General features: G+C 64.6%; 21 protein-coding genes. 11 read left to right on the forward strand and 10 right to left on the reverse strand.

The annotated features are described in order from the left end of the window. The first annotated feature begins 178 nt into the window (after positions 1-178). From WMW70_RS02535 to speA, 5 genes are all read left to right on the forward strand, one after another. A complete protein-coding gene (locus WMW70_RS02535; protein WP_341435938.1) occupies positions 179-1,252 on the forward strand; it encodes a DUF2333 family protein in 1,074 nt (357 codons plus the stop codon). Positions 1,253-1,255: 3 nt separating this feature from the next. Then, the gene (locus WMW70_RS02540; protein ID WP_341435939.1) at positions 1,256-1,792 is read left to right on the forward strand and encodes an NUDIX hydrolase; all 537 of its coding nucleotides are present in this window, start codon (positions 1,256-1,258) and stop codon (positions 1,790-1,792) included. 61 nt (positions 1,793-1,853) lie between these two features. Next, positions 1,854-2,183: a hypothetical protein gene (locus tag WMW70_RS02545; protein WP_341435940.1), complete on the forward strand. Its 330-nt coding sequence runs from the start codon at positions 1,854-1,856 to the stop codon at positions 2,181-2,183. Positions 2,184-2,202: 19 nt separating this feature from the next. Continuing rightward, positions 2,203-2,574: a translation initiation factor Sui1 gene (locus WMW70_RS02550; RefSeq protein ID WP_341435941.1), complete on the forward strand. Its 372-nt coding sequence runs from the start codon at positions 2,203-2,205 to the stop codon at positions 2,572-2,574. A gap of 125 nt (positions 2,575-2,699) precedes the next feature. After that, positions 2,700-4,613 carry an arginine decarboxylase gene (gene speA / locus WMW70_RS02555; RefSeq protein WP_341435942.1) on the forward strand — a complete coding sequence of 638 codons (1,914 nt, stop codon included), beginning with the start codon at positions 2,700-2,702 and terminating at the stop codon, positions 4,611-4,613. A gap of 285 nt (positions 4,614-4,898) precedes the next feature. Here the strand turns inward: speA and WMW70_RS02560 are convergent, their stop codons facing one another. Then, positions 4,899-6,254, reverse strand: coding sequence for a 3-oxoacyl-ACP reductase (locus tag WMW70_RS02560; RefSeq protein WP_341435943.1), 1,356 nt, complete (start codon positions 6,252-6,254; stop codon positions 4,899-4,901). Positions 6,255-6,421: 167 nt separating this feature from the next. On the opposite strand from WMW70_RS02560, the gene WMW70_RS02565 reads away from it, so the two are divergent. Then, positions 6,422-7,699 carry an acetyl-CoA C-acetyltransferase gene (locus WMW70_RS02565; protein WP_341435944.1) on the forward strand — a complete coding sequence of 426 codons (1,278 nt, stop codon included), beginning with the start codon at positions 6,422-6,424 and terminating at the stop codon, positions 7,697-7,699. Between the two features lie 248 nt (positions 7,700-7,947). Here the strand turns inward: WMW70_RS02565 and ada are convergent, their stop codons facing one another. The 3 genes from ada to WMW70_RS02580 all read right to left on the reverse strand — a co-directional run bounded on the left by ada (position 7,948) and on the right by WMW70_RS02580 (position 10,019). Further along, positions 7,948-8,982, reverse strand: coding sequence for a bifunctional DNA-binding transcriptional regulator/O6-methylguanine-DNA methyltransferase Ada (gene ada / locus WMW70_RS02570; protein ID WP_341435945.1), 1,035 nt, complete (start codon positions 8,980-8,982; stop codon positions 7,948-7,950). Positions 8,983-9,070: 88 nt separating this feature from the next. Next, positions 9,071-9,352, reverse strand: coding sequence for a DUF2218 domain-containing protein (locus tag WMW70_RS02575; protein WP_341435946.1), 282 nt, complete (start codon positions 9,350-9,352; stop codon positions 9,071-9,073). Between the two features lie 25 nt (positions 9,353-9,377). After that, positions 9,378-10,019, reverse strand: a complete 642-nt coding sequence (locus WMW70_RS02580) for an NAD(P)-dependent oxidoreductase (RefSeq protein ID WP_341435947.1) — start codon at positions 10,017-10,019, stop codon at positions 9,378-9,380. Between the two features lie 99 nt (positions 10,020-10,118). On the opposite strand from WMW70_RS02580, the gene WMW70_RS02585 reads away from it, so the two are divergent. After that, the gene (locus tag WMW70_RS02585; RefSeq protein ID WP_341435948.1) at positions 10,119-11,006 is read left to right on the forward strand and encodes a LysR family transcriptional regulator; all 888 of its coding nucleotides are present in this window, start codon (positions 10,119-10,121) and stop codon (positions 11,004-11,006) included. Between the two features lie 14 nt (positions 11,007-11,020). Here the strand turns inward: WMW70_RS02585 and WMW70_RS02590 are convergent, their stop codons facing one another. After that, positions 11,021-11,434: a DUF2218 domain-containing protein gene (locus tag WMW70_RS02590; protein WP_341435949.1), complete on the reverse strand. Its 414-nt coding sequence runs from the start codon at positions 11,432-11,434 to the stop codon at positions 11,021-11,023. A gap of 356 nt (positions 11,435-11,790) precedes the next feature. On the opposite strand from WMW70_RS02590, the gene WMW70_RS02595 reads away from it, so the two are divergent. Then, positions 11,791-12,678, forward strand: coding sequence for a PA4780 family RIO1-like protein kinase (locus WMW70_RS02595; RefSeq protein WP_341435950.1), 888 nt, complete (start codon positions 11,791-11,793; stop codon positions 12,676-12,678). 172 nt (positions 12,679-12,850) lie between these two features. On the opposite strand, the gene ypfJ is transcribed toward WMW70_RS02595, so the two are convergent. Together ypfJ and WMW70_RS02605 are read right to left on the reverse strand one after the other, a co-directional pair. Beyond that, a complete protein-coding gene (gene ypfJ, locus WMW70_RS02600; protein ID WP_341435951.1) occupies positions 12,851-13,720 on the reverse strand; it encodes a KPN_02809 family neutral zinc metallopeptidase in 870 nt (289 codons plus the stop codon). A 54-nt stretch (positions 13,721-13,774) separates the two neighbouring features. Continuing rightward, positions 13,775-14,209 carry a DUF411 domain-containing protein gene (locus WMW70_RS02605; RefSeq protein ID WP_341435952.1) on the reverse strand — a complete coding sequence of 145 codons (435 nt, stop codon included), beginning with the start codon at positions 14,207-14,209 and terminating at the stop codon, positions 13,775-13,777. Positions 14,210-14,330: 121 nt separating this feature from the next. Here WMW70_RS02605 and WMW70_RS02610 point away from each other — a divergent pair, with 121 nt between their 5' ends. Beyond that, positions 14,331-14,717, forward strand: coding sequence for a DUF4345 domain-containing protein (locus WMW70_RS02610; protein WP_341435953.1), 387 nt, complete (start codon positions 14,331-14,333; stop codon positions 14,715-14,717). Between the two features lie 42 nt (positions 14,718-14,759). Here WMW70_RS02610 and trmA read toward each other — a convergent pair whose 3' ends face one another. Further along, positions 14,760-15,848, reverse strand: a complete 1,089-nt coding sequence (gene trmA / locus WMW70_RS02615; RefSeq protein WP_341435954.1) for a tRNA (uridine(54)-C5)-methyltransferase TrmA — start codon at positions 15,846-15,848, stop codon at positions 14,760-14,762. A 116-nt stretch (positions 15,849-15,964) separates the two neighbouring features. After that, entirely contained in the window at positions 15,965-17,257 is a 1,293-nt protein-coding gene (locus tag WMW70_RS02620; protein ID WP_341435955.1) for an NCS2 family permease, read from the reverse strand. A 176-nt stretch (positions 17,258-17,433) separates the two neighbouring features. Here WMW70_RS02620 and WMW70_RS02625 point away from each other — a divergent pair, with 176 nt between their 5' ends. After that, positions 17,434-17,988: a DJ-1 family glyoxalase III gene (locus tag WMW70_RS02625; protein ID WP_341435956.1), complete on the forward strand. Its 555-nt coding sequence runs from the start codon at positions 17,434-17,436 to the stop codon at positions 17,986-17,988. A gap of 7 nt (positions 17,989-17,995) precedes the next feature. Here WMW70_RS02625 and WMW70_RS02630 read toward each other — a convergent pair whose 3' ends face one another. Next, positions 17,996-19,231, reverse strand: coding sequence for an MFS transporter (locus WMW70_RS02630; protein ID WP_341435957.1), 1,236 nt, complete (start codon positions 19,229-19,231; stop codon positions 17,996-17,998). Positions 19,232-19,686: 455 nt separating this feature from the next. Here WMW70_RS02630 and WMW70_RS02635 point away from each other — a divergent pair, with 455 nt between their 5' ends. Then, a complete protein-coding gene (locus WMW70_RS02635; RefSeq protein WP_341435958.1) occupies positions 19,687-21,126 on the forward strand; it encodes a cytochrome ubiquinol oxidase subunit I in 1,440 nt (479 codons plus the stop codon). Position 21,127 lies beyond the last annotated feature (1 nt).

Raw genomic sequence — 21,127 nt, forward strand, 5'->3', positions numbered from 1 at the left:
CTGTGACAGCGGCAACCGGCAGTAAGTTTGCCGCGTGACGCTGCGCAGCACGTCGCGCTTCCCTTATAGTGCTAGGTGCGCGTTCGTGATGGCGCGGCAATAAACCTTAGGATCTGTTCGCAACCCTGCGCAGGGCTTGCGGTCGAATCATCGAGTTGAGTAAACAAAGGATAAGGCCATGCTGGATTGGAAGAACCGAACTGCCGGCGCACGCAATGGTGCTGCGGACTCCGTCGATAACGTACGCAGCTATTTCGCGGGTGGCTGGGCCGTACGGGTGGTGGGCGGTCTGCTGGGGCTCTACCTGCTGCTGGCCGTGATCGTGGGCTGGTACTGGAGCCAGGAGCCGGCGCAGTTCTCCGTGCAGCAACGTGCCGAAGCCGCCTCCCAGGCCCGTGGGCACAAGCTGGTCAATGGTTACACCACGGCTGAAACCCTCAAGCAGGTGGCCAACACCTTGCTCGACAAGCCGGGTGGCTACCTGTCCAACGACCTCGCCCCGCCAGGCCTGTGGCTCGATAACATGCCGAGCTGGGAGTTTGGCGTGCTGGTACAGGTGCGCGACATGTCCCGCGCCCTGCGCAAGGACTTCACCCGCTCGCAGTCGCAGTCCACCGAAGATCCGGACCTGGCCAAGGCCGAACCGCGCTTCCACTTCGACAACAAGAGCTGGGCGCTGCCGGCCTCCGAGGCCGAATACGCCGAAGGCATCAAGTCCCTGGACCGCTACCTGGCGCGTCTGGCCGATCCGAGCCAGTCCAATGCGCAGTTCTATACCCGCGCCGACAACCTCAATAACTGGCTGGGCGATGCCGCCACCCGTCTGGGCTCGCTGTCGCAGCGCCTGTCGGCCAGCGTCGGCCAGGTACGTCTGAATACCTCGGTGGTCGACCCTAGCCAGCTGGGTGGGGATGCGCCGGCCGATTTTGTCGAAGGCGTGAATTACGAGACGCCGTGGCTGCAGATCGACAACGTGTTCTACGAAGCCCGCGGTCAGGCCTGGGCTCTGGCCCATCTGCTGCGCGCCATCGAAGTCGACTTTGCCGATGTGCTGGCGAAGAAGAACGCCACCGTCAGCGTGCGCCAGATCATCCGTGAGCTGGAGGCCGCCCAGGAAACCCTGTGGAGCCCGATGATTCTCAACGGCAGCGGTTACGGCCTGCTGGCCAACCACTCGCTGGTGATGGCCAACTACATCTCGCGGGCCAATGCCGGCCTGATTGATCTGCGCCAGCTGTTGTCGCAGGGCTGAGTCATGGCCTGGTCCGAGGCCGAGGTGGCGCACCGCGCCGCCTCCGACGCCGAGCTGATCGCCTGGGTCGATGAGCAGGACCGCCCCCTGGGCGGCGTGTTGCGCGGCGAGTTGCGCGAGCGCCGGCTGATCGGTCGGGGCAGCTATATCCTGCTGTTCAACAGTGCCGGCCTGCTCTGCGTGCACCGGCGCACTCTGAGCAAGGCGCTGTACCCCGGTTACTGGGATGTGGCGGCGGGCGGCATGGTGCTCGAAGGCGAAAGCTACGCCGAGTCGGCCGCCCGCGAGCTGGCCGAAGAACTGGGTATCGAGGATGCGCCGCTGGTCGAACACGCGCACTTTTTCTACGACGCCCCGGAAAGCCGCCTGTGGTGCATGGCCTATTCGGCGGTGTCCGATGCGCCGCTGCGCTTGCAGCCGGAGGAAGTGCTGGAGGCGCGGTTTATCTCCATCGACCAGGCTCTGGCCGAGACGCAGCACCTGCCCTATTGCCCCGACTCGCTGGCCGCCTTGCAGCGTTATCTGGCGGCTATTGCGTAGGATGGGTTGGCCGTAGACGTCACCCATCGCATTGCCGGCATGGGTATCATGAGGAACATCCATGTCCCTCACCCTGTTGGCAGCTAAAGCTGTGCAACACGGCATCCTGCCGTTTTGTCGCTGCGCTCAATCCATCCTGCGACTGAATACCTGTTTAGAGCCGCGCCATTCCTGGCTTTGTGCAGGATATGCAGGCGTTTTGTTCGGCATCGCGAACAGCGTCGCCAATCCGCCGATTAATGGCGCATTTTTACACTTAGCAGTCGTGGCTTTTGCCGTTACACTGCGCGGCCTTCAAGCCCCGGCCGTGTATCGCCAGGGTGCGCTGCCCCTGCCAGAGTGGGGCTTCGCGGTCGACTCAGAACACTCAGTCGACCAGTCGCTATCCTGACCCCTTCGAGGACAATACGGTGGTCAAGAAAGCTTCCTCATTTGCCGCCCTCAGCGGCCTGGTGTATTCCACCGACAGCGGCCGGCATTGCCCGGACTGCAGTCAGCCGGTGGACGCCTGCATCTGCAAACAGACCCTGATCCCCGACGGTGACGGCATCGCCCGCGTGCGCCGCGAAAGCAAAGGTCGCGGCGGCAAGACGGTGACCACCATCAGCGGTGTGCCCCTGGCCATCGATGCGCTGCAGGAGCTGAGCAGCGCGCTGAAGAAGCGCTGTGGCTGCGGCGGCTCGCTCAAGGACGGGGTGATCGAGATTCAGGGCGATCACGTCGAATTGCTGATCGCCGAGCTGATCAATCGTGGCTTTAAAGCCAAGAAATCCGGCGGCTGATCCAGTCTTTTCTAAACTTTCCCGGCACATGGCCAGTCCATCGCTGGGTAATCGTCATTTCCAGACTTTAATCTGTACGCGTCTTGGCTGTGCCAAGGCCACTATCGCCAGCAAGGGAGACTTCGATGTCTGTACGACGCACACGCAAAGATGACGGCAGCCAATGGACAGTGGCGGACAGTCGCAGCGTCTATGGCATTCGCCATTGGGGCGCGGGTTATTTCGCGATCAATGACCAGGGCCGCGTCGAGGTGCGTCCGAACGGGCCCGAGAGCACGCCCATCGACCTGTTCAAGCAGGTCGAAGAGCTGCGCTCCAGTGGTCTCAGTCTGCCGTTACTGGTGCGCTTCCCGGACATCCTGCAGGACCGCGTGCGCCAGCTCACCGGGGCCTTCGATGCCAATATCGCCCGTCTGGAATACCAGAGCCCCTATACCGCGCTGTACCCGATCAAGGTCAACCAGCAGGAAGCGGTGGTGGAGAACATCATCGCCACGCAGAACGTCTCCATTGGCCTTGAAGCCGGCTCCAAGCCGGAGCTGATGGCAGTGCTGGCGCTCGCGCCGAAGGGCGGCACCATCGTCTGCAACGGCTACAAGGACCGCGAATTCATCAAGCTGGCGCTGATGGGGCAGAAGCTCGGCCACAACGTGTTTATCGTGATCGAGAAGGAATCCGAGGTGCAGCTGGTGATCGAGGAGGCGGCCGAACTCAAGGTCGCTCCGCAGATCGGTCTGCGCGTGCGTCTGTCGTCGCTGGCCTCAAGCAAATGGGCCGACACCGGCGGCGAGAAATCCAAGTTCGGCCTGTCGGCGGCGCAGTTGCTGTCTGTGGTCGAGCGCTTCCGCGCGGCCAAGCTGGACCAGGGCATTCGCCTGCTGCACTTCCATATGGGCTCGCAGATCGCCAACCTGTCCGACTACCAGCACGGCTTCAAGGAAGCCATCCGTTATTACGGCGAGCTGCGTGGCCTGGGTCTGCCGGTCGACCATATCGACGTCGGCGGCGGCCTGGGGGTCGACTACGACGGAACCCATTCGCGCAACGCCAGCTCGATCAACTACGACATGGACGACTACGCCGGTGTGGTGGTGGGCATGCTCAAGGAGTTCTGCGACGCCCAGGAGCTGCCGCACCCGCATATCTTCTCGGAAAGCGGCCGCTCGCTGACCGCGCACCACGCCATGCTGGTGGTGCAGGTCACCGATGTGGAAAAACACAACGACGAGATCCCCAAGATCGAGGACGTCACCAGCCTGCCGGAAACCGTGCGTTACCTGGTCGAGCTGCTCGGTCCGACCGATATCGAGATGGTCACCGAGACCTACTGGCGCGCCACCCACTACATGAGCGACGTGGCCAGCCAGTACGCCGACGGTAAGCTCAGCCTGACCGAAAAGGCCCTGGCCGAGCAGTGCTACTTCGCCGTATGCCGGCGTTTGCACAATTCGCTCAAAGCCCGTCAGCGCTCGCACCGTCAGGTGCTCGACGAGCTCAACGACAAGCTGGCGGACAAATACATCTGCAACTTCTCGGTGTTCCAGAGCCTGCCGGACACCTGGGCCATCGGTCAGGTGCTGCCGATTCTGCCGCTCAACCGTCTCGACGAAGAGCCCATTCGCCGCGCCGTGCTGCAGGACCTGACCTGCGACTCCGACGGCAAGATCCGCCAGTACGTCGACGAGCAGAGCATCGAAACCAGCCTGCCTGTGCACGAAGTGCGCGAGGGCGAGGACTACCTGCTGGGGATCTTCCTGGTCGGTGCCTATCAGGAAATTCTCGGCGATATGCACAATCTGTTCGGTGATACCGACTCGGTGAATATCTACCAGAACAATGACGGCAGCGTGTACCACGCCGGGATCGAGACTCACGACACCATCGAGGACATGCTGCGCTACGTGCACCTGTCGCCCGAGGAGTTGATGACCCACTACCGCGACAAGGTGGCCAGCGCCAAGATCAGCCCGCGCGAACGCACCCAGTTCCTCGACGCGCTGCGTCTGGGGTTGACCCGTTCGTCCTATCTGTCGTCCTGATCGCGGGCAAGCCCGCTCCTACAAAAGACAAGGCCCCGCATTGCGGGGCCTTGTCTTTTAAAGCCTGATTTTACGATCTCGCGAGCTAGAGTCCTGCAAGGCGCTACGTTAGTAACAGCCTTCGGCTGGTCAAAAACGGCGAGGAACGGTCGGAGTCGCGGGCGACTGTACTTTTGTACATGAGCATTACTCGTTTCACTCGCCCTTCGGGCCGCGCTAAAGCGCGTTAGCCGCAAGCGGCTTTTAACGCAGCGGGGCCGACGCGCAGCAGATCGTGCGCGTGCCTCAGGCCCCGATCAGGCTCTGTCCGCAGACACGCATCACCTGCGCGGTGGCCGCGCCTGCGCCAGGCTGAGCGAACCAGGCCACGGCTTCGGCGACGTCCTGGGGCTGGCCGCCTTGGCCCATGGAGTTCATCCGCCGGCCGGCTTCGCGGATGGTCAGCGGGATGGCGGCAGTCATCTGGGTTTCGATAAAGCCGGGGGCAACGGCGTTGATGCTGATGCCGCGTTTGGCCAGCATCGGTGCCCAGGCCTGGGCCAGGCCGATTACTCCGGCCTTGCTCACTGCATAGTTGGTCTGGCCCATATTGCCGGCGATGCCGCTGATCGAGGCGATCAGTACCACGCGGCCGTTGTCGTGCAGCTTGCCGGCGTCCAGCAGGGCCTGGGTCAGCACCTGAGGGGCATTCAGGTTGACGTTGATCACCGAGTTCCAGAACTCGTCGCTCATCTTCGCCAGGGTCTTGTCGCGGGTGATGCCGGCGTTGTGCACGAGGATATCGATACCGTCCGGCAGTGCGTCAATCAGCTGCGCAGCGGCATCGCTGGCGCAGATATCCAGGGCCAAGCCGCGGCCGCCGAGGCGTGCGGCGAGGGCGTCCAGCGCTTGCTTGGCGGGCGGCACGTCCAGCAGCACCACTTCGGCACCGTCGCGGGCCAACGTCTCGGCGATTGCCGCACCTATGCCGCGGGAGGCCCCGGTGACCAGGGCCTTCTTGCCGGCGAGCGGGCGGGTCCAGTCCTTGACCTGCTCGCTGCAGGCATTCAGGCGCAATACCTGGCCGGACACATAGGCGCTTTTCGGCGATAGGAAGAAGCGCAGCGCGCCTTCCAGCTGCGTCTCGCCGCCCTTGCCGACGTAGATCAGCTGCACGTTGCCGCCGCGGCGGATTTCCTTGCCCAGGGAGCGGGTAAAGCCTTCCAGCGAGCGCTGTACGCTAGCGGCAATCGGGTCTTTCAGGGATTCCGGTGGGCGGCCCAGCACCACTACCCGCGGGCACCTGCCCAGGCCCTTGAAGGCCGGTTGGAAGAAGTCGCGCAGCTCGATCAGCTGCTCGAAACGGGTCAGCCCGCTTGCGTCAAAAACCAGCGCCTTGAGCTTGGGGCCGTGCTCGGCGGTCCAGCGCGGCAGTTCGAACTGGCCTTCGCGAGGGGCGAACAACGCGTCGGTCAGCTTGTTGGCAAATGGCAGCACGGCGCTGGCCAGGCTGCCGTCGCCACCTATCAGCAGGGCACCGTCCACCGGCCGGCTGCGGCCCGCCATCCAGCGCTCCAGCAGCAGCGGAGCGGGCAGGCCGAGCGCGCCGACCAGGCGGCGACCGGCGTTGGTGTTGGCGAAGGCGAGATAACGGTCGGACATGGAATGGCTCCTGCGCATGGATCGAAAGTGCGCCCACTCTACGCAGGCCACGGCAATGCGCAATTGACCGCACCGCCTGCCGCGCTGGCAAGGCGGCCAATGCGGGCGGCCCGGTATAGGCTAGCCTTGGCCCCCATTCATCTGCCTCACTAGCCAAGGACCTCTCCATGACCCAGCCGCGCCGCGTCGCCATTGTTGGCGGTAACCGCATTCCGTTCGCCCGTTCCAACACCGTCTATGCCACCACGAGCAATCAGGAAATGCTGATCAGCGCGCTGGATGGTCTGGTGGAGCGCTTCAATCTGCACGGCGAGCGCCTCGGCGAGGTAGTGGCTGGTGCGGTGCTCAAGCATTCTCGCGACTTCAACCTGACTCGTGAATGCGTGCTGGGCTCGCGCCTGGCTCCGGAAACCCCCGCCTATGACCTGCAGCAGGCCTGCGGCACTGGCCTGGAGGCGGCGCTGCTGGTGGCCAACAAGATCGCCCTGGGGCAGATCGAGTGCGGCATTGCCGGCGGCGTCGACACCACCTCCGACGCGCCGATCGGGGTCAACGAAGGGCTGCGCAAGATTCTCCTGCAGGCCAACCGCGGCAAGAGCAACGGCGACAAGATCAAGAGCCTGCTGCAGATTCGCCCACGCCATCTGGCCCCGGCCGTTCCGCGCAACGGCGAGCCGCGCACCGGACTGTCGATGGGCGAGCATTGCGAGCAGATGGCGCAGGCCTGGGCCATCCCGCGTGACGAGCAGGACCTGCTGACCGTGGCCAGCCACCAGAAACTCGCCGCGTCCTATGCCGAAGGCTGGCATGACGACCTGCTCACCCCCTTCCGTGGCCTGACCCGCGACCAGAATATGCGCGCAGATATCAGCCTGGAGAAACTCGCCACCCTCAAACCCTGCTTCGAGCGCAGCCCGCGCGGCACCATGACCGCCGCCAACTCGACGCCGCTGACCGATGGCGCGTCCCTGGTGCTGCTGGCCAGCGAAGACTGGGCCAAGGCCCGTGGCCTGCCGATCCTGGCTTACTGGAAGGATGGCGAAGCGGCGGCGGTGGACTTTGTCGGCGGTAAGGAAGGCCTGCTGATGGCCCCGGCCTATGCGGTGCCGCGCATGCTGGCGCGGAATAAACTGACCCTGCAGGACTTCGACTACTACGAAATCCACGAAGCCTTCGCCGCCCAGGTGCTGTGCACCCTCAAGGCCTGGGAAGACGCCGACTACTGCAAGACTCGCCTGGGTCTGGACGCGCCGCTGGGCTCCATTGACCGCAGCAAGATGAACGTCAAGGGCAGCTCCCTGGCCGCCGGCCATCCCTTCGCCGCCACCGGCGGGCGCATTGTCGCCAACCTGGCCAAGCTGCTCTCGGTGGCACAGGAAGGCCGCGGGCTGATCTCGATCTGCGCCGCTGGCGGTCAGGGTGTGACTGCGATTCTGGAAAAGTAATCAAACAGACGCTGCTACGCCTCTGCGTGGCAGCGTGATGTATGCAACTCCTTGATTTAGAGCGGCCCACGTAGGTGGTGCCGCTCTTTTTTATGGCGCGTCATTTGATGGCCGCGCGTCCTCCGTGGGAGGGGTTAGGCGGCACTCCGCTTTAGCCGCGACAGATCTTGGCAGCGCTACAAGTCGCGGCTAAAGCCCCACCCACCAAAGCCCTGCATCCAACCGACAGTTCAGTCTGCGGCGGGCTATTACGCCTGGGTATCGGCTTCGCTCTTCAGCAGCGCCGCCTTGCGTTCCAGGCCCCAGCGGTAGCCGCTGAGGCCGCCATTGCTGGCGATCACCCGGTGGCAGGGCACCAGCAGGCCCAGCGGGTTGCTGGCGCAGGCGCGGGCCACGGCGCGTGGGTGGCTGCCCAGTTGCGCGGCCAGCTCGGCGTAGTTGCGCGTCTGCCCGATCGGGATCTGTTGCAGGGAGCGCCATACCTGCTGCTGAAACGCCGTACCGCGAATATCCAGTGGCAGCTGGGCGGCGCGCTGCGGTTCGCTGATTTGCGCCAATACCTGGCGCAGGCTGTCGCCCTGGCCCGCATCATCCTCCTGCAATTCGGCGGCGGCAAAGCGCTGCTGCAGTTCATCCAGCAGGGCGGCCGGGTCGTCGCCAAACAGCAGGGCGCAGATGCCCTTGGCGCTGCTGGCCAGCAGCAGGTGGCCGAGCGGGCAGGGCGCGATGCTGTAACGCAGTCGCTCACCCGCACCCTGTTTACGCCGCTGCGCCGGGCTCAGGGCGGTCGCTTGCTGATACAGCGCGCGGGTGCCGGAGTAACCGACGCTCAGGGCGGCATCCAGCACGCTGCCAGCCGCGGGCAACTGCCGCTCCAGGCGCGCGCGGCGTTGCGCCTCGCTCCAGGCCTTGGGCGTCAGCCCGGTGCGGACCTTGAAGGCGCGGGCCAGGTGCGAGGAGGACAGGCCGATACGGGCGGCCAATTGAGTCAGGGTTAGTGGCTTGTCGCTGTTATCGAGCAGGCGGCAGGCGGCGCTCACCAGTTGGTCGAGCTGTTCGGCGGGGCTCAGGCCCTGGGGTGAGCAGCGCCGGCAGGGGCGAAAGCCGGCCTGCTCGGCCTCGGCCGGGCTGCGCTGGAAGCTGACATTGCGCCGTAGCGGCCTGCGCGCCGGGCAGCTCGGCCGGCAGTAGATGCCGGTGGAGTGCACGGCGAAGACGAACTGGCCGTCGAACTGACCATCGCGGTTGCAGACGGCTTGCCAGCAGCTATCAGGGTCGAGCATCGCTTGGCTCCCGTGGGGGTATGGGTCGATTGTCGACCTTTGCCGGCGCTGCGCCAATCCGAATCAGACTTTCAAAGACCCGTCGCCCTCACTGCCAGTCGAGGCTCAGTTCGGCCTGCCAGGCGAAACGCTCGAAATGACGGGTCACCACCTCCTTCAGGCTTTCCAGGCCTTCGCTGCTGGCGCTTTGCACGCTCAGGCGCAGGCCATCCGCCTCGGCCTGCAGCAGGGCCAGGCCGCTGCCGAACTCGATACGGCCCTGCTGCTCATCGAAACTCACCGGGATCTTGTGGGCGAAGTGTTTGCACAGCCGGCTGATATAGCGGGCCGGTGTATCCGTGGCGACATAGGCGCTGGCGTTCAGTTGCATGGGTTTCTCCTGAGTTGGGGGCGGCCTAATAACCGACGGTAAAGCGCTGGCGCAGGTGTTGCGGGCGCTCCAGCTCATCGAGGATGGCCACGGCCAGGTCGGCTACCGAGATCTCTGCCGGGACATCGCCATTCATCAGCAGCTGGTCGCCGCCGAGACGGAACTGGCCGCTGCGCGCGCCGGGCTGCAGCAGCGCCGGTGGCGAGATAAAGCTCCAGTCCAGCGCGGTTTCAGTCTGGAGCAGGTTGAGGGTCTGCCGCGCGCCTTCGGCTCCTTCCTTGTATTCGGCGGGGAAGTCCGGGGTGTCGATCAGCTGCAAGCCCGGGGCGACATACAGGCTGCCCGCGCCGCCGACCACCAGCAGGCGTTGCACCCCGGCCTGTTTGCTGGCGGCGATGATCGCCTGGCTGCCCTGGATAAAGCGTTCGCGGATATCCGCCGTGCCCCAGCCCGGGTTGAAGGCGTGGATCACCGCGTCGTGGCCCCTGAGCTGCGCGGCCAGTGCGTCGGCGTTGTAGGCATCGCCGGCCACTGCGCTCAGCGCCGGGTGCTGCGGCAGTTTTGCCAGATCACGGACGATGCCGGTGACCTGATGGCCACGGTCCAGGGCTTCTTGCAGAACAGCTGCGCCAACAAAGCCGCTGGCACCGATCAGAGCGAGTTTCATGGGTATCTCCAGGTGGATTAAGTGAGACAGATAATCGCAGCTGGATAACGCCCGGAAAAATAGGCTAAAAAGGCTTTAACTATTAAGCAGGGCTTACGAATGGAGCAGTTAAAGCGCATGGCGGTGTTCGCCACGGTGGTCGACCGCGGCTCCATGGTGGCGGCGGCCGAGGTGCTGGGCATGACGGCCTCGGCGGTCAGCCAGCAGATTCGCAAGCTCGAAGAGAGCACCCAGGTCAGCCTGCTGCACCGCACCACGCGCAAGCTGACCCTGACCGAGGCGGGCGCGACCTTCTACCAGAGCTGCGCCCAGGTGCTGGCGCTGGCCCAGCAGGCCGAACAGCGTCTGGCCGAGCTGCGCGATGCGCCGGTGGGGGAATTGCGCATCGCCGCGCCGGTGGGATTGCCCGGCAAGTTGCTTAGCGCGGCGCTGGCACCGCTGCTGGGTGCCCATCCGGGGTTGAGCCTGCGGCTGTTTTTCCACGACGAGAAGATCGATCTGGTCGAGCAACGTATCGATCTGGCCATCCGTGTCGGCCATCAGGAGGATTCCAGCCTGGTGGCCCGCTATGTGGTCGACTGGCCCATGCTGCTGTGCGTGGCACCGGCCTACCTGGCGCGTTGCGGCTGGATCACGACACCGCAGCAGCTGCTCGGCCTTGACTGGATCGGCCTCAACACCGAGCGCGCCCAGTATCTGCTGCTGCGTGGGCCGTCCGCCAGCGAGGAGCGCCTGCGTCTGGAGAGTCGGATCGCCTGCAACAATATTCTGGCGACCCGGCAGTTCACCCTGGCCGGCATGGGCGTGTCGCTGCAGCCAGAACCGGAAATTCGCGAGCTGCTGGCCCGCGGCGAGCTGCTCAATCTGCTGCCGGAGTGGCGGCCCGAGCCCATCGGCCTGTATATCGTCACGCCGCGCCGCGATGCGCAACCGGCCAAGGTGCGCTATGCCATCGAGGCGCTGCGTCAGCATCTGCAGGCGTTCTGATAGATGGTAGGGGGCTATTGCCAGTCGAGGCTTAGCTCGGCCTGCCAGGCGAAACGCTCGAAGAGGGCGGCGATCAGCTGCTTGAGCTTTTCCAGGTCCCGCGGGTTATGGCTCAGGGCAGTGATGCACAGGCCTGTGCTGTCCGCATGCAGATGGGATAGACCAAAGGTGAATTCGATGCGGCCCTGCTGCTCATCGAAGCTGACCGGCAGTTTGTGGGCGAACTGGGCGCACAGGCGGCTGATATAGCGCGCCGGCGTCGCGGTAGCGACATGGCTGGACGCGATGCACGGCGCGCTGATGCCATTGCAGCGGCTCAGGTGGGCATGGCGCTGGGCTGCCAGGTTGTCGCGTACGGGCGGCCTGTTGTGCGGGTAGAGGGCGGGCCTCTGAGTCAGGGTGCGGCTGCCGGATTGGGCATATTTCATGATTTTTTCCCCAATCACTGCAGGCCAAGGCCAAGATGCCTTCGCGGGGTCAGGATAAAGTCCAGCACGTGTTGTACGCCTTCGGGCCACTGGCCGTTGATATGTAGCTATCGGACTGTACTTAATCCCTTTTGGTTGCATCGAAGATCTGCTTGTAACGATTGGTTTGCTTCGCCTGGCCGCCACTGGTGTGCTGCCAGGTGCCGTGGTTGAGCGGTTCCCGCCGCGCCGCAGGTGCCTGGGTCGGTCCTCCGTAAAGCGGGTCTTGCCGACAGGAGGGTGGGCGCTGCACAAAGATTGCCGTATAACGGGCGGCAGATGCGCATTGGGCAACACAGGACCCCTGATTAAAGCTGATGAAGACGCCAAAACGTATTGAGCCCCTGGTCGAAGCGGGTCTGGTCGACGAAGTGATACGCCCGCTGATGAGCGGTAAAGAGGCCGCGGTTTATGTGGTGCGCTGTGGCGAAGAGCTGCGTTGCGCCAAGGTCTACAAGGAAGCCAATAAACGCAGCTTCCGCCAGGCCGCGCAGTATCAGGAAGGCCGCAAGGTGCGCAATAGCCGCGACACCCGGGCCATGGCCAAAGGCTCCAAGTACGGCCGCAAGGGCCAGGAAGATGCCTGGCAGAACGCCGAGGTCGCGGCCCTGTTTCACCTGGCCGGTGCCGGGGTGCGGGTGCCCAAGCCCTATGACTTCCTCGAAGGCGTGCTGCTGATGGAACTGGTCACCGACGAGGACGGCGCGGTGGCTCCGCGCCTCAACGATGTCGACCTGCACCCGGACGATGCCCGCGAGTTCCACGCCTTTATGATCCACGAGGTGGTGAAGATGCTCTGCGCCGGGCTGGTGCATGGCGACCTGTCGGAGTTCAACGTGCTGCTGGGCCCCGAAGGCCCGGTAATCATCGATCTGCCCCAGGCGGTGGATGCGGCGGCCAACAACCATGCATTCAGCATGCTGGAGCGCGATGTCGGCAATATGGCCGATTATTTTGGCCAGTTCGCCCCGGAGTTGAAGTTCACCAAATATGCCAAGGAAATGTGGGCGCTCTACGAAGAAGGCAAGCTGACCCCAGACACGCCGCTGACCGGCGAATTCGACGACCCGGAAGAGTCGGCCGATATCGATGCGGTGATGCGTGAAATCAAGGCGGCACTGGCCGATGAGGAGCGTCGCCAGGCGCTGCTCAATGCCGATGACGAGCCCCAGGGCGCAGAACCGCCGCCGCCCTGGGCGCAATAGGCTGAGATCGTTGCCGACAAAAATGCCGCTCACCCGATCAGGTAAGCGGCATTTTTTATGTCAGTGATCCATGGCAGCCCGTGTTCATTCTGTAGGGTGGATGGCCCTTTTTCATCCACCATCCGGATGCGAGGTGCTGGATGGGGGGCGCGACATCCACCCTACGGTAAGGCTATAGCCGCGCGGCTTTGAACGTATCGCAACGGCCGACATCACCGCCGGCGAAACCGGTCTTGAACCAGCGCACGCGTTGCTCCGAGGTGCCGTGGGTGAAGGAGTCCGGCACCACCTGGCCGCGCGCCTGCTTCTGCAAGCGGTCATCGCCGATGGCGTTGGCGGCGTTCAGCGCTTCTTCGATATCCCCCGGCTCCAGCCAGTCGTGCCGGCGCTGGCCATGGAAGGCCCATACGCCCGCCAGGCAGTCGGCCTGCAGTTCCTGGCGGACCAGCAGGCCGGTGGCACCTTCCACCCGCTCGCCGCGCTGGCGGGCGGCATTGACCTTGGCCGAAACGCCGAGCAGGGTCTGCACATGGTGGCCGACCTCATGGGCAATCACATAGGCCTGGGCAAAGTCGCCCGCCGCGCCAAAGCGCTGTTCCAGCTCGCGGAAGAACGCCAGGTCGATATACACCCGCTGATCGCCCGGGCAATAGAACGGCCCGACCGCCGAGTTGGCGAAGCCGCAGGCGGAATTGACCCCGTCACGGAACAGCACCAGGGTCGGGTCCTTGTACTGCCGACTGGCTCCCTGGAAGATTTCCCGCCAGGTGTCTTCGGTGTCGCCGAGTACGGCGCGGACGAACTCCGACTGCTCGTCATTGGCGGCCGGCGCGGAGCTTTGCGGCGCGCTGACCGAACCGCCCTGCATGGCCTGGCCGGCCAGCTGGCCGAGAATCTGCATCGGGTCCTGGCCGCTGAGCAGGCCAACGATCACCACGATGGCAACGCCGCCCAGGGTCAGCCCCTTGCCGCCGCGCATACCGCCGCTCTTGCCCCGTGCATCCACCACGTTGTCACTGCGTCTTCCGCGTTTCCAGCGCATCTGTTTATCCCTGTCCGTGTGTCGCTAGTCGAGTATTGCTCTGGCCTCGCGGCATCAGTTGCCCGGGTACTGGCTCAGCACCTGATCCTGTCCCTGCTTGTCCAGGCCTATCACCTCGTAGGCCTGGCGCACATCGCCGTATTCCATGCCCGGCGAGCCGGTCGGCATGCCCGGTACGGCTGCGCCGAGCAGGTCCGGGCGCTGGCGCAGTTTGAGGATGTCCGCGGCGGGCACATGGCCCTCGATAAACTGGCCGTCGATCACCGCGGTATGACAGGAGGCCAGGCGCGGCGGTACGCCCAGGCGTTGTTTGAGCGCACTCATGTCGCTTTCGACATGGTCGTTGACCTGGAAGCCGTTGTCTTCCAGGTGGCTGATCCAGGCCTTGCAGCAGCCGCAGTTGGGGTCGCGGTGCACGTCGATGCTGAGCACCTCGGCAGCCTGGGTCAGGCCGGCGAAGCAACAGAGAAGCAGGGCGGAAAGACGCATGGTAAGGATCCTCTTGAGAGCGGGTTTGAGCATAGCGCGCTTGCCGGGTGCGCCGTAACTGCTGGTTGTCGCTGCGGATGACGTATGCTGCGCTGACAATCGATGGCAAAGGAAACTGGCAATGCTGTTTGCGCGCGTGGTTCTACTGCTTCAAGTGCTGGCTCTGGCGGGTTTGGGCCTGACGTATTTTATTCTGCCCCATGAAATGGCCAACCTCAGCGGCATGCTGCTGATGGCTCCGGCGGCGGCGACCGATGTACGCGCCTATTACGGCGGCTTGCAACTGGGGTTGGCGGCCTTTATCGGCCTGTCTCTGGTGCGCCACGACCTGATCCGCGCCGCCCTGACCCTGCTGGTGCTGGTTTACAGCGCCCTGGCCCTGGCGCGTATCGGCGGCCTGTGGCTGGATGGCGGTGCCCAGCAGACCTTCAACCTTTACGCGCTGCTGCTGGAAGTGGTGTCGGTGGGGCTGTGTTTCTGGGCCTTGCGCGGTTTAAACAAGGCCTAGTTCTGCTGTGCTTAGGTGCCCTACCCATGCTTGGGCGGTAGGTTAGCGCCGCTCCAGCAGCACCCCCGACTCCATATGGTGGGTGTAGGGGAACTGGTCGAACAGCGCGCAGCGCGTCACCTTGTGGGTGTCATTCAGCTGGGCGATATTGGCGGCCAGGGTCTCCGGGTTGCAGGAGATATACAGGATGCGTTCGAAGCGCCGGGTCAGTTCGCAGGTGTCCGGGTCCATGCCGGCGCGCGGCGGGTCGACGAACACGCTGCCGAACTCATAGCTTTTCAGGTCGATGCCGGCCAGGCGGCGGAACGGCCGCACCTCATTGAGCGCTTCGGTCAGCTCCTCGGCGGACAGGCGCACCAGGCTGACGTTGTCCACGCCGTTGTCGGCGAGGTTGGCCAGGGCGGCGTTGACCGAGGATTTGCTGATCTCGGTGGCCAGTACCTTGCGCACCCGGGTGGCCAGCGGCAGGGTGAAGTTGCCGTTGCCGCAATACAGCTCCAGCAGGTCGTCCTGGCGTTCGCCCAGCACATCGAAGGCCCAGCCGAGCATCTTCTGGTTCACTTCGCCATTGGGCTGGGTGAAGGCCCCCTCCGGCTGTCGATAGCTGAAGGTGCGACCGGCCACCTGCAGCTTTTCCTCGACGAAATCCCGCCCGATCACGATGCGCTTGCCCTTGGAGCGGCCGACGATACTCACCTGCAGATCCGCAGCGAGCTTCTCCGCCTCGGCCTGCCAGGCGGCGTCCAGTGGGCGGTGGTAGCACAGGGTGATCAGCCCGTCGCCGCTCAGGGTGGTGAGGAATTCGACCTGGAACAGCTTGAAGCCCAGGGCCTTGGAGGCCTGCCAGGCGGCTTTCAGGCGCGGCATCAGGGCGTTGATCTGTGCGCTGGCGATGGGGAAGTCGTCGAAGAAGATCGGCGTGTGCTTATCGCCGGCCTCGAACATGGCGTAGTGACGGTCTTCGCCTTCGCGCCACAGACGGAACTCGGCGCGCAGGCGGTAATGCTCGCGGGGCGATTCGAATACTTCTGGCTCAGGCGCGGCGAAGGGGGCCAGCAGCTCGATCAGGCGCTGCTTCTTTTCGGCGAGTTGGCTGGCGTAGCTGGCGGGATCGAACTGGGAACGGCTCATGGGTTACTCGGAACTCTATGAAAACGACACTTGTAGGAACGGCGGGGGCACCTAGCCCATGCCCGCGAACCATGGTCGCGGGCATGGCCCGCTCCTACGGTAAATAGGTGGCGGTATCAGGCAAACCAACCCAGCTTGACCACGAACAGCAGCGACAAGACCACCAGCGCCGGGTTGAGCTCGCGCCAGCGCCCGGCCAGCAGCTTGACCAGGGTCCAGGCGATAAATCCGAAGGCGATGCCGTTGGCGATGGAGAAGGTCAGCGGCATGGCCAGGGCGGCGACCACCACGGGGGCAGCGACGGTCAGGTCGTCCCAGTCTATCTGGGCCAGGCTGCTCATCATCAGCACCGCGACGAACAGCAGCGCCGGCGCGGTGGCGAAGGCCGGCACGGCACCGGCCAGGGGCGCGAAGAACAGGCTGAGGAGGAACAGCAGGGCGACCACGCAGGCGGTCAGGCCGGTGCGCCCACCGGCGCTGATGCCGGCGGCGGATTCGATATAGCTGGTGGTGGTGCTGGTGCCCAGCGCGGCACCGGCCATGGTGGCCGTGCTGTCGGCCATCAGTGCGCGGCCCAGGCGCGGCATCTTGCCGTCCTTGTCGAGCAGATCGGCCTTCTGCGCGACGCCCACCAGGGTGCCTGAGGTATCGAACAAGTCGACGAAGAGGAAGGCGAAGATCACGCTGATCAGGCCGATATCCAGCGCGCCGATGATGTCCAGTTGCAGCAGGGTCGGCAGCAGCGACGGCGGCATCGACACCACGCTGGTCAGTTGCGACAGGCCGAACAGGATCGACAGAGCGGTGACCAGCAGAATGCCGATCATCACCGCGCCGGTGACCTTGCGGTAGGCCAGGGCAGCGATGACGAAGAAGCCCAGGCAGGCCAGCAGCGTGCCGCCCTGGCTCAAGTCGCCGAGGGTCACCAGGGTGGCCGGGTGGTCGACCACGATCCCTGCGTTCTTCAGTGCGATGATCGCCAGGAACAGGCCGATACCGGCGGCGATGCCTGCACGCAGGGCCATGGGGATGCTGTTGATGATCCACTCGCGGATCTTGAAGATCGACAGCAGGAAGAAGATCACCCCGGAGAGAAACACCGCGCCCAGTGCCACCTGCCAGGTATGGCCCATGGTCATGACCACGGTGTAGGTGAAGAAGGCGTTGAGGCCCATGCCCGGTGCCAGGGCGATCGGGTAGTTGGCGACCAGGCCCATGATGGCCGAGCCGATGGCGGCGGCCAGGCAGGTGGCGACGAACACCGCGCCATGGTCCATGCCGGTCTTGGCCAGCATCTCCGGGTTGACGAAGAGGATATAGGCCATGGTCAGGAAGGTGGTCAGGCCGGCGAGTACCTCGGTGCGCACCGTGGTGTTATGGGCCTTGAGTTGGAACAGTCTTTCCAGCATGCGGAACTCTCCGTAACGGCGGCGGTGCCGTGTTTATGCAAAAAGAAAGCAAAGCACATCCATGCGCAGGTGCAGGATTTTGCTGGCGATCCGGGAAAAGGCGCGCATCATATCAGCTCACCCGAGAGGGGTGAATTCATGACCGAACAGACAGTTTTGAGTCCAAGGAGAGCACTATGACCGCACGGGCCCTTATCAGTGTTGCCGACGGTGTCGAAGACCTTGAGTGCGTGACCTTGATCGATGTGCTGCGGCGCGCCGAGATCGAGGTGGTGGTGGCCAGCATCGAAGGCCGGCGCATGATCACCTGCGCCCGCGGCACCCGGCTGACCGCCGACACCATGCTGGTGGATGTGCTGGCTCAGGCTTTTGACCTGATCGTGCTGCCCGGCGGCATGCCCGGTGCCCAGCACCTGGCTGAGCACGAGCCGCTGGCCGAACGCGTGCGCGAGCAGGCCAAGGCCGGCAAGCTGTTCGCCGCCATCTGCGCTGCCCCGGCCGTGGCCCTGCAGCATTATGGCGTGCTCAAACAGCGGCGCATGACCTGCTACCCGGCCTTCAGCGACCGTCTGAGTGGCTGCGTGTTTGTCGATCAGCCTGTGGTGGTCGACGGCAACTGCATCACCAGCCAGGGGCCGGGCACTGCCCTGGAGTTCGCCCTGACTCTGGTCGAGCAGCTGCTCGGCAAGGCCGCCCGCAAGCAGGTGGCCGAGGCCATGCTGGTGCCCTGAGCGCGACTCAGTCGGCGCGGTGCGGCTCTTGCGGGTGCAGGTGGTCGCGCCGCGCCAGCGCCGGAAACAGGCGAATCCACAAACCGCAGACCAGAATGGCCCCGACGCCGCCGATCAGCACCGCCGGCACGCTGCCGAACCAGGCGGCGCTGACCCCGGCGCGGAAGTCTCCGAGTTGATTGGACGCGCCGATGAACAGGCCGTTGACCGCGCCGACCCGGCCGCGCATCTCGTCCGGGGTCTGCAGTTGCACGAAGGCCGCGCGGATCACCATGCTGACCATGTCCGCCGCGCCCAGCAGGACCAGGGTGGCCAGGCTGAACCATAGCGAGGTGGACAGGCCGAAGCCTATGGTCGCCACCCCGAAGATCGCCACCGCGCTGAACATCACCGGGCCGACCCGGCGCTCGATGGGAAAGCGCGCCAGCCACAGCGACATCAGCAGTGCGCCCACCGCCGGGGCCGAGCGCAGCAGGCCGAGGCCCCAGGGGCCGGTAAGCAGGATGTCCTTGGCAAACACCGGCAGCAGCGCCGTAGCCCCGCCGAGCAGCACCGCGACCATGTCCATCGACACCGCGCCGAAGACCTCGGGGCGGCTGCGGATAAAGCGGAAGCCGGCCAGCAGCGAGGTCAGGGATACTTTCTGCTTGAGCGGCAACTGTCGCCCCGGCAGGCTCAGCATCAGGGTCAGCGCCACGAGATAGAGCACCAGCGCCGGCCCATAGACCCAGCCGGTGTCGATTGCGTAGAGCAGGCCGCCGAGCGCCGGGGCGACTATGGTGGCGGTCTGCATCGCCGAGGCGGAGGCGGCCACGGCGGCGGGAAACAGCCCCGGCGGCACGATATTGGGCAGCAGCGCCTGGGTGGTGGGCATCTCGAAGGCGCGGGCAGTGCCCAGGGCGAAGGCGATCAGAAAGATCATTTCCCGGGTCAGACTGCCCTGGCTGCTGGCCAGCAACAGACTCAGCGCGACCAGGCCCTGGCCCGCCTGACACAGGGCCGCGACCTTGCGCCGGTCGAAGCGGTCGGCGACATGCCCGGTCAGCAGGATAAACAGCACCCGCGGCAGAAACTCCACCAGGCCGACCAGGCCCAGGTCGAGCACGTTGCCGGTCAGGGCGTACATCTGCCAGCCGATGGCCACGGCGAGCATCTGGAAGCCGCTGGCGGTCAGCACCCGCGCGCACCAGAAGGCGATAAAGGGACGCTGGTGGCGCAGAAGCAACTTGCCGTGGACTGACATGGGGAATGTATAGGGAGCTAATTAAAGGTGCGCCAGCCTAGCATGACTGCCGCTCCAAGCCTGATATGTCGGTTCTCTGAGTGGCGCGAACCCACCAAGCACCTCGCCATGAAACTGGATCGTATCGCGCCAATGGTGGGTTACGGCGCAACTGACCACGCAGCAGCAGATAGCCCCGCGGTCATGCGCCTAACCCACCCTACATAGGTCGTTTAACCGCAGGTTGATCTCAGCTGTGCGCGACAAATAACCACAGCGGCAAGGCCCGGGTGAGGGGGTAGTCTTTTACCCATGCTTGATCCAGGTCAAAGCCCGCGTTGGGTTTTTATGTGGGCCACCTTGGCCCCCGACCTCTGGCTGTCCTGCCCATGACAAGAACAATCGCTTCTTTCAGTGCGCCTATTAGCAACGGCGCGCACAGGGCTGTGCCCCGAATAACCTGATGAGGATGCCCCATGTTCGGCATAGAGGCGCTCGACCTGGCTCGAGTCCAGTTCGCCTTCACCATTTCCTTCCATATCATCTTCCCGGCCATCACCATCGGCCTGGCCAGCTACCTGGCCGTGCTCGAAGGCCTGTGGCTGAAGACCGGCGAGATGGTGTACCGCGACCTGTATCACTTCTGGGCGAAAATCTTCGCGGTCAACTTCGGCATGGGCGTGGTCTCGGGTCTGGTCATGGCCTACCAGTTCGGCACCAACTGGAGCGCCTTCTCGGATTTTGCCGGGGCGGTCACCGGGCCACTGCTGACCTATGAGGTGCTCACCGCCTTCTTCCTCGAGGCGGGCTTTCTCGGGGTCATGCTGTTCGGCTGGCACCGTGTCGGACCCGGCCTGCACTTCTTCTCCACGCTGATGGTGGCGATCGGCACGCTGATCTCGACCTTCTGGATTCTCGCCTCCAACAGCTGGATGCACACCCCCCAGGGCTTCGAGATCATCGACGGGCGGGTGATCCCGGTGGACTGGTTCGCCGTGGTGTTCAACCCTTCGTTCCCTTATCGCCTGGCCCATATGGCCACGGCGGCATTCCTCGCCACCGCCTTCTTCGTCGGCGCGTCGGCGGCCTGGCACCTGTTGCGCGGCCGCGACAACCCGGCGCTGCGCAAGATGCTGTCGATGGCCATGTGGATGGCACTGCTGGTGGCACCGATCCAGGCCATGATCGGCGACTTCCACGGTTTGAATACCCTCAAGTACCAGCCGGCGAAGATCGCCGCCATCGAGGGCCACTGGGAAAACCATGGCGACGAGCCGACCCCGCTGATCCTGTTCGGCTGGCCGGACATGGACGCCGAAGAAACCCGCTTCAAGCTGGAGATTCCGGCGCTCGGCAGCCTGATCCTGACCCACAGCCTGGATAAGCAGGTGCCGGCGCTGAAAGAGTTCGCCAAGGAAGACCGGCCCAATTCGACCGTGGTGTTCTGGACCTTCAGGGTCATGGTCGGGATCGGCATGCTGATGATCCTCACCGGCCTCTGGGGCCTGTGGCTGCGCGCGCGCGGCCGGCTGTTCCAGTCGCGGGCGTTTCTGCATCTGGCGGTGTGGATGGGGCCTTCGGGCATCATCGCCATCCTCGCTGGCTGGTACACCACCGAGATCGGCCGTCAGCCATGGGTCATCCAGGGCCTGATGCGCACCGCCGATGCCTCCTCCGGGCACAGTTTCGCGCAGATGAGCCTGACCCTGATCCTGTTCGTGGTGGTGTATTTCGCCCTGTTCGGCGTCGGTATCGGTTACATGATGCGCCTGGTGCGCAAAGGCCCGATCACCGGTGAAGGCAAGGAAGTTGCCGAGGGTGGCCCAGGCCAGAAACGCACACCATCGCGGCCATTGTCAGCGGCCGAGGAAGATCTCGACGACGGCGAGACTGATCTGCCGGCAGGGAGGAATTGAA

Source organism: Pseudomonas sp. XK-1 (genome assembly GCF_038069885.1).
In the GTDB taxonomy this organism is placed as follows: Bacteria; Pseudomonadota; Gammaproteobacteria; order Pseudomonadales; family Pseudomonadaceae; genus Aquipseudomonas.